The organism is Acinetobacter sp. PFS20 (genome assembly GCF_052261015.1).
Classification (GTDB): domain Bacteria; phylum Pseudomonadota; class Gammaproteobacteria; order Pseudomonadales; family Moraxellaceae; genus Acinetobacter.
Window position 1 is genome coordinate 2,877,035 of sequence record NZ_JBPVZE010000001.1, and the last position, 8,102, is coordinate 2,885,136.

At 35.8% G+C, this 8,102-nt stretch carries 7 protein-coding genes and 1 pseudogene; 1 reads left to right on the forward strand and 7 read right to left on the reverse strand.

Annotation, left to right across the window (positions count from 1 at the left end):
- Positions 1 to 71 precede the first annotated feature (71 nt).
- The 5 genes and pseudogenes from ACS125_RS13545 to ACS125_RS13565 form a co-directional block, all read right to left on the reverse strand.
- Positions 72 to 1,220: an NADH-dependent flavin oxidoreductase gene (locus ACS125_RS13545; protein WP_443272667.1), complete on the reverse strand. Its 1,149-nt coding sequence runs from the start codon at positions 1,218 to 1,220 to the stop codon at positions 72 to 74.
- Between the two features lie 176 nt (positions 1,221 to 1,396).
- A complete protein-coding gene (locus ACS125_RS13550; protein ID WP_443272669.1) occupies positions 1,397 to 2,311 on the reverse strand; it encodes an alpha/beta hydrolase in 915 nt (304 codons plus the stop codon).
- A 152-nt stretch (positions 2,312 to 2,463) separates the two neighbouring features.
- Complete coding sequence (locus ACS125_RS13555; protein ID WP_443272671.1) at positions 2,464 to 3,363, reverse strand: AraC family transcriptional regulator; 900 nt, start codon at positions 3,361 to 3,363, stop codon at positions 2,464 to 2,466.
- A gap of 178 nt (positions 3,364 to 3,541) precedes the next feature.
- Positions 3,542 to 3,762, reverse strand: a pseudogene (locus ACS125_RS13560) (transcriptional regulator); the annotation flags it as partial.
- Positions 3,763 to 3,788: 26 nt separating this feature from the next.
- A complete protein-coding gene (locus ACS125_RS13565; protein ID WP_443272673.1) occupies positions 3,789 to 5,561 on the reverse strand; it encodes an amidohydrolase in 1,773 nt (590 codons plus the stop codon).
- Between the two features lie 494 nt (positions 5,562 to 6,055).
- Between ACS125_RS13565 and adeT1 the strand changes: the two genes are divergently transcribed.
- Positions 6,056 to 7,051, forward strand: coding sequence for a putative multidrug efflux protein AdeT1 (gene adeT1 / locus ACS125_RS13570; RefSeq protein ID WP_443272675.1), 996 nt, complete (start codon positions 6,056 to 6,058; stop codon positions 7,049 to 7,051).
- A 63-nt stretch (positions 7,052 to 7,114) separates the two neighbouring features.
- Here adeT1 and ACS125_RS13575 read toward each other — a convergent pair whose 3' ends face one another.
- Both ACS125_RS13575 and ACS125_RS13580 read right to left on the reverse strand, forming a co-directional pair.
- A complete protein-coding gene (locus ACS125_RS13575; RefSeq protein ID WP_443272677.1) occupies positions 7,115 to 7,465 on the reverse strand; it encodes a hypothetical protein in 351 nt (116 codons plus the stop codon).
- A gap of 152 nt (positions 7,466 to 7,617) precedes the next feature.
- Positions 7,618 to 8,043, reverse strand: coding sequence for an Imm42 family immunity protein (locus ACS125_RS13580; protein ID WP_443272679.1), 426 nt, complete (start codon positions 8,041 to 8,043; stop codon positions 7,618 to 7,620).
- Between the last annotated feature and the right edge of the window lie 59 nt (positions 8,044 to 8,102).

An 8,102-nucleotide genomic window follows, 5' to 3' on the forward strand; every position in this document is an offset into this window, starting at 1 on the left:
TAGCCATATTGATAAAAGAATATCTTGTGTATGTTTATAGCCATTCCATAACACTTAAACTTAGAGCAGGATTAAACCTGCTCTAGTTGACGTATGGGGAACCAACCCTTTCTGATCTTGATTTCATGCCATAAATGATCTGGAATGTGTAATTCAGGGTCCTTTTCAAGCTCTAATTCTGTGGAAATCTGATCGGCCTGATCATTAGCGGTCAATTCAACCCAGTCTGGATTCATTACAAGTGCTTTACCAATTGCGACTAAAGGTAGTCCAAGTGATAATGCTTGTAGCGCTTGATGCGGTGTTCGAATTTTTCCAGCCGAGATTAAAGGAATTCTATAATTCACATGTTCTATGATGCTTTGAATAGTCAGTTTTTCATCAACACCATCGACAGGTTTGCTATTTAAAATATCAGTCAATGAAACATGTAAATAACTGATATCTGTGTCAATTAAACGATCAATAAGCTGCAAACTGTCGCTAATTCGCAATCCATTTTCATCGTATTCTTCAACAGAGATGCGATAACCCAAAGCAAATGGCCTTTTGGCATATTGTTTAATTACACGTTTTACTTCTTTTACAATTTCTAAAGGAAAACGCATACGCTTCTCTAAAGAATCACCCCATTCATCTTCACGTTGATTAAATAACGGCGAGAAGAAATTTTGAATTAAGAATCCATGCGCGCCATGTAGTTCTACGCCATCAAACCCAGCTTCTATCGCTCTACGCGTTGTTTCACCAAAAGCATGAATAACCTCTAAAATTTCTTCATGTGATAAAGCACGGGTCGTCATCTGGCTATCGACAAAAGAGCCTGTAGGTGTCTTTAAAGCACTTGCGCTAACCACATCTGCATTTGGAATTAAATCAGGTATCGCTTTATTGCCCGCATGGAAAATTTGCAATATTGCTGGCGCTCCGCCGCTTTTTGCAGCTTGAGCTAATTTTGTTAGACTCGGTATAAAACGATCATCAAATGCAGCAAATTCATTGGTAAAGCCAATCCCATTTTCTTGTACATGGGTACAGCCTGTAATGATCAAACCAACACCCTTCACTCGCTGACGGATGTGGTTCAACTCTTGCTCTGATACAGTTCCATCAGGATTGGCTGACCATGTTGTCATAGGCGCCATAATGATTCGGTTACGCAATTCAATATCTGGCGTTAAAGCAAAAGACTCAAATAATTTAGAATATTCCATTGTCATGAATTCATCTCATAAAAATATTTTCTAAGAAAAAGTATAAATTGAGAGGATTAATGCAATTTGCCTAAACTGAAAAGTTGTTTGCCTATTTTGCTGAGATACATCTTAATTAAGAGACGTTTAATTAATTAACGGCGTAAAAAAATCGGGACTATTGCCCCGATTTTTTAATTCAATTAAAGATTATTTTGATAAAAAGGAATGAGCTTATCTAAAGCAACTTTTACTGGCTCTGGTTTGTCATATAAGTCGTAATGTGACCAACCCTCGACAACAACTAATTCTTTATTTTTAGAAGCTGCACGGTTAATAATTTCAAAACCATCACGATAAGCACCGAAACCACCCGGTTTACTGCCGACAATAATCATTAAAGGTTGAGTCAATAACACTTCAGCTAAATGGAACGCATCCCAACCCACAGCAACAGCGTTTCGAGAAAATAATGTTTTATTTACACCATTTGGTTTTTCACCACGCGCTGTACGGTAGTATTCAGTCGCTTCTAATGGATCAATATCCGCATTATCTGCTTTTGCAGCTTCGACAGTAGGATATAAACCTTGATCTACACGAAGTTCTGCACCGCGAGCTTCTGCTGTTCTTTGGGCCGCGATTGCTTCTAAAAATGCAATTGGATTACCTGCGCTTGCTTCACGCATAACGCGACCGTAGTTTGCACCAGTAATTGTACCGACCGCTTTAATACGTCTTTCAGTCATTGCAGCATTAATTGAGTAGCCTCCACCGCCACAAATACCAAGTACCCCAATGCGATTTTCATCAACATAATTCAAAGTCACCAGATAATCGACCACTACACTAAAATCTGCAACACGTAATGTTGGATCTTCAATATAACGCGGTTCACCGCCGCTCTCACCTTGGAAGCTTGCATCAAAAGCAATGACTACAAATCCAGCTTTTGCCAAAGCTTGACCGTATACATTGCCAGAAGTTTGTTCTTTACAGCTTCCGATTGGGTGTGCACTAATAATTGCTGGATATTTTTTTGTTGAATCAAAATCTGGTGGGAAATACAAATCGGCAGCAATATCCCAATAGGTATTTTTTATTTTTACTGATTCCATCTTTTCACCTCATCAATATCGGTAATAAATAAGTACACTTGCTTGATGAATTCAGTCTACGGTGAAGTCGTTTATTCAATTTGCCTAATTTTAAATATTGTTTGCCTATTTCGAGCTTTAATTATCAAAATATGGTTTTTTGAACCTACTTTTTACTTGGTAGTATTTTCTTTTAGATCTTTTTGTGGCGTGATCCCAAATAGACGTACATATTCTCTTGTGAACTGAGACTGACTTTCATAACCAACTGACTCAGCAACTCTTCTTATCTCAATAGATTGCATTAACATCAACTTGCGAGCCTCCTGTAACCTTAACTGCTTTTGATATTGCAACGGCGTCATTCTTGTGATTTCTCGAAAATGGTTCCTAAACGTTGCAGGTGTCATGTTTGCTTGATCAGCTATTTCATCAACACTGATATCATTTAGAAAATTATTTCTTAACCATGAAATGACTTTAAAAATATTCTTTTCATTACCACTTACTTTGATTAGGTTTCTTAGGTAGTCACCATGTTTACCTAATAATAATCGAACAATAATTTCATGTTTTATAAGTGGAGCTATTTGAGAAATCATTGAAGGGTCTTCTACTAAATCGACTAAACGATCTAAAGCCTCAATCAGTCCTATATCCATTTCCTCAATCGAAAAAGATGGAATATTTGAAGTAACATGAATATTTTCCATGCTACTAGCTATTTCTGTGATCATTCCGATATCTAATTTAAGCATCATTCCAAGAAAAGGTTTTGAATATGATGCCTGTGTTACTCGACTTACTGCTGGCAAATCAATGGTCGTTAACATGGTTTGGCCACGGCTATAACTAAAAATCTCATTTCCAATCAGAACTTGCTTTTCTCCTTGTAAAATGACCCCAAGACCTAAATCATAAATGCAATGTATGGACTGTTTGTTCGTCCGTCTATGTAAAGAAAAACCTGAGATCTCTGTTTGAAAATCTTCATCTTGAACAAGACCATCAACTTTTCGCGCTAAGAGTTTTGTCTTCTCTATGACTGGGCTCAGATCATTCATTACAGCCATCTTATTTAAAACCCAATTATCCCAACTATTGTTTAAAACTATAGATCTCTCTAATGATTAGTCAATGTTAAAATTTTTATGACTACCGCTATACCCCAAGCTGTTGATAGACTTTTCATTAATGACCTAGTTTCGATATTCAAAGCTTACTCTTCTGAATACTCACAAAGTTATTTACTTACTCGCTTGGCTTTATAATTTTCCCAACAATATGTTCTGTTCATGTGTAGGGACAAGACCCGCTTTTAAACCCAGCGGCTTAAATGCCTTATCTGACACAGTCTGATTCAGTTTACCTTTATCTTGCTCAATGTTAGCTAAAGTCCTACGGCTTATACCCACCAAAGTAGCGTAACTTCTGTATAAAACGATCCAGCGAGTGAGCTGATTTTTCTTCAGCTCACCTTAAAGCCTAAACAGCCAGATTACTTTTGATAAACTTTCTTTCCATTAAAAATGGTCCACACCACTTTTGTTTCAGCCAACTGTTCAGGTGAAACGTTAAAAATGTCTCTATCCACTAAAATCATATCGGCTTTTTTGCCCGGTTCGAGCGTGCCGATACTTTTATCTAAATAAAGCGCTTTTGCTGAATTAATCGTATAGGCTTTAAAGACTGTATCTCGATCAATGGCTTCTGCCGGGTTTAAAACTTCGCCTTCACTTCCTTTTCGTGTAATTGCAGTAGCCATGGCAACAAAAGGATTGGCTGTTGAAACTGGAGCATCACTTGCACCTGCAATGGTTGCGCCGTTAACTAACAACGAATGTGCAGGATACATGCCCTTATAAGAAGTAGCATCGATATAAGGTTTTACCAGTTCTTTGTTAAAGCTGTCCTCATAGGCCCATGCCAATTGCATCGATGCAATCACATTATTTTGTTTAAAGCGCTGATAGTCGTTAGGGTCTACAAGCTGAAGATGGGTAATACTATGAGGGACGTTGCTTTGACGCTTTGAGCGAGCGTATTCAAAGGCGTTTAAAGATTCTTGTACAGCTCTATCCCCAACAGCGTGAATATGAACAATCATATTTCGCTTATCTGCTTCATCAACAACTAACTTAAAAGTATTTGGGTCAAATAACAAAGTCCCTTGCTTTTTACTATTAGAGTACCGACCAAGTAATGCAGCCGATTGGGCTGGAATCTCTAATACGCCATCAGCGAATACTTTCACACCCACTAAATTAAAGTTATCTATATTTTTATATTTGCTATTGATTGACTCAATGATGTTAAAAACTTGCGGCGTACTTCTTGAGTTAATGACATGTAACCCAGAAACTCGTGCGGTTAACTCGCCTTTTTGAGATAATTCTTTATACATTGGAATCATCCCTAGGGTTTCCTCTGTATTTTTAATATTGGTAATTCCCTTATTTGGACTGGCATTTGCAGCGATATCCATCCACGCCGTGAGGCCCAAACTATTATAGTATTTGACTGCTTCTTTCGAGCCTTTATAAAGTAGTTCATGTGACACAGATGGAATTTTATCACTCACCATGTCCCAGCCAGAGTCGATTACAAATCCAGTTGGTTCAAAGTTTTCATTATGTGCAACATTTTGCTGGTCATCTGGGCTTAATTGCTGAATGAAGTTTGCATCTATACCAGCTTTCTTTAGGAGTGCTTGATTTGCCCAAGCTGTATGATGGTCACTACCCACTAAAGCAATAGGACGATCTTTCCATTCATTATTATTAAATACATTTGAGAGTTGGTCGGCCAATTCCCAATATTCTGACGACAAACCATTTAAAAATAGAACATCTCCAGCAACTCCCGTACCATCGAGACTGGCTTGTTTAAGTTTTGCTTCAACTTTAGAAATATCTATGGTGGTATCACCGCTATCCATAGTGGCTAATATCGCCTCTACACCAGAAGCTAAGGCATGAATATGGCTATCGATTAAACCTGGCATTAGAACTTTATTTTCAAGATCGATAACTTGTGTATTGTTGTCTGCAATTTTTTTGATTTCTTCGTTACTGCCTACTTTTATGATGGTTCCGTCATGGGCAATTGCGATGGCTTGTTGAAGGGAATCTTTATCTTTGGCAGTATAAATTTTTCCATTAATATAAATACTTGCAGCAGCATTATTGTCATCACTATCATTGTTTGCACATCCTAAGTTTATAAAGAGCAAACCTAGGCTAAGTGCTAAAAATCCTTTTTTAAATCTCATTGTTAACTCCAAAAAACATTTAAATTCTAATAATCGTTTTCTAATCTTCTTGTTGATTTATTTGCATCAAGTCTTTGAGTACTCAGGTCTATCCATTGACTACAGTTTTCTTGCTCTTGATACACTTAGATGATTCATTGCGATGCTTTGCACTACTCGCAAAAATCTCTATTTCACTGTTGGGTAAGTTCGTTAGCACTGAGTCCATAATTGCAATTTTTGTTTTTAAGATTTCCATAAATTAATCTCCATGAGGAGTGGATAAACTAATTTTTAAGTTTATTTAAGGATATAAAAAGAATAGAGAAAATACCGATTTATGAGATTTTTGTCCGCAAATCGGACAATAAATATTCTAAAAAATCATTAAATGACCTCCTGAACCAAAGCTGTCTTTTGACTTTTTCCCTTAAAATTTTTATTGAAATGTCATATCTAATCTAACCAAGATTTATAAAAATAATTTTTATAACTTAAATAATGGATAATTAAATATGGATCGTTTTAAAACTATTTTATTTATTGCAAGCACATGTTTAACAACAACTATTTATGCCAAACAACAAGAAGTCTGTGTGTTTGACCCAATTGGTAAATCGGGAGACGCTTTCGCTTTAGCCAAAGACTATGCACTTGAAGCCAAAAATTGGGGAGCTGATATATCCTTAAAAGCATATGTTGATGAACGTGTTGCGGCTGAAGACTTAAAAGTCGGCAAATGTGATGGTGCTATTATTAGTGGCTTACGTGGCCGTCAATTTAATAAATACACAGGCTCTTTAGATGCGGTTGGCGCATTAACAAATATGAAAACGGCAATTAATGCCTATAAGCTGTTGTCCTCACCTATGGCCGCAAAAAACATGGTGGTAGGTCCTTACGAAATTGCAGGTTTAGGGACGATTGGTCCTGCCTATCTATTTGTAAATGATAGAAGTATCAATACACTTGCTAAGGCTGCTGGTAAAAAAATTGGGGTATTTAAATACGATGAAGCACAGCCAAAGCTTGTGCAACATGTTGGAGGTCAAGCTGTATCTGTAGACGTCACCAATGCCGGTGCGAAATTTAACAACCATGAAATTGATATTGTGCCTGCTCCTATTGTTGCATTTAAACCTTTTGAACTACACAAAGGTTTAGGTGAGAAAGGAGCAATCATTCGTTTTCCTTTAACTCAAATTTCAGCAAACTTCATTATTCGTAAAGACCAGTTTCCAACAGGTTTTGGGCAAAAGTCGCGAACTTGGGTAGCCAGCCAACTAAATAGAACGTTTGGCATTATTGCTAAATATGAAAGTGATATTCCTTCAAAATATTGGATGGATATTCCTAAAAATGAACAATTAAATTATATGAAAATGATGCGTGAAGCACGTATACAGCTAACCAAAGCTGATATTTACGACTCTAAAATGATGAGTTTTTTGAAAAAAGTAAGATGTAAAGAAAACCCAACTAATTTTGAATGTGCATTAAATGATGAATGAATAAAATTGCCCAATTTATACTTTTGAATTGGGCAATTTTTATAATGTAATGCTTTTTTCATCCTATGTAGGCTTATTCATCTTGATAAAGTCTTGTTCCCCATTAAGCCATCTCAACTTAGAAAATAGTGATAAAGAATCTGGGTCACGTTCTAACAATTTATCTAACAAGCCATCTTCTGCTAAAGCCCAATGAAGCATCATAAAATGACTACGACCATCATTACCAAAATAGACCATCTCATACGGTACTTTAGGATCTTTTATTTCGATTTCTCTCTGCTTAAATGCAATTAATTCATTACTCTGTTCCCCGAAAATTCCATAAAACAATACATCGTTATTACCGTGGTATATGCCATATATATAAATAGTGTCACCACTCCACTCTTCACTTAAAGATATACCTAACACATTTTAGTTTTAAAATTTTAATTGTTTTCCAAACCATACATAAGAATAAATGCAAACTCTAAATTCCAAGAATTTGCATAAGTAAATGGCCGAGTTGTGAGTCAATAATATTTATCTTGGAGACACTAGTAAAACATTCAAACCAATAAAGTTTACAACTTAGGCAAAGCTTGTAAAGTAGATACTACTGTTCCTTTTGGCAAAATAATTTCAGAATAGCTTTTTTCATAATCAAAAGTATAAAACAATCTTTCGCTTTCCTTGTTAAAACCTAAAACCATACCAAAGCCAAATTGGAATAATTCGCCAGTATCTAACCATATTAAATCCTGACTATCAAAAGAACAAAAATCTATTCTCTCAATTGGTATATTACCTATATCACTATTAAGTTCTTTAATCTCTTCAATATTACTACTTAAAATATTAAAAAGAGAATTTAATGTAATATTTATCCCTTTTACTGGATAACATGTATCATTAATCCAAAAATTAAACACTCCAAGATTTAAATCATTTTTTAATGGATAAACAACATCCCACTGTATAAAAAAATCATCACTATATTTAACTATCATTTCGATGCTTTCGATGTGTAACTTATTCTTCGCAGCTCTCTAATTTACTATTCAGTAAA

What these genes read in the sequence shown, in the direction of transcription:
- ACS125_RS13545 (WP_443272667.1), bottom strand. Translation starts at nt 1,220, where the DNA reads ATGACAATGGAATATTCTAAATTATTTGAGTCTTTTGCTTTAACGCCA.
- ACS125_RS13550 (WP_443272669.1), bottom strand. Translation starts at nt 2,311, where the DNA reads ATGGAATCAGTAAAAATAAAAAATACCTATTGGGATATTGCTGCCGAT.
- ACS125_RS13555 (WP_443272671.1), bottom strand. Translation starts at nt 3,363, where the DNA reads ATGGCTGTAATGAATGATCTGAGCCCAGTCATAGAGAAGACAAAACTC.
- ACS125_RS13565 (WP_443272673.1), bottom strand. Translation starts at nt 5,561, where the DNA reads ATGAGATTTAAAAAAGGATTTTTAGCACTTAGCCTAGGTTTGCTCTTT.
- adeT1 (WP_443272675.1), top strand. Translation starts at nt 6,056, where the DNA reads ATGGATCGTTTTAAAACTATTTTATTTATTGCAAGCACATGTTTAACA.
- ACS125_RS13580 (WP_443272679.1), bottom strand. Translation starts at nt 8,043, where the DNA reads ATGATAGTTAAATATAGTGATGATTTTTTTATACAGTGGGATGTTGTT.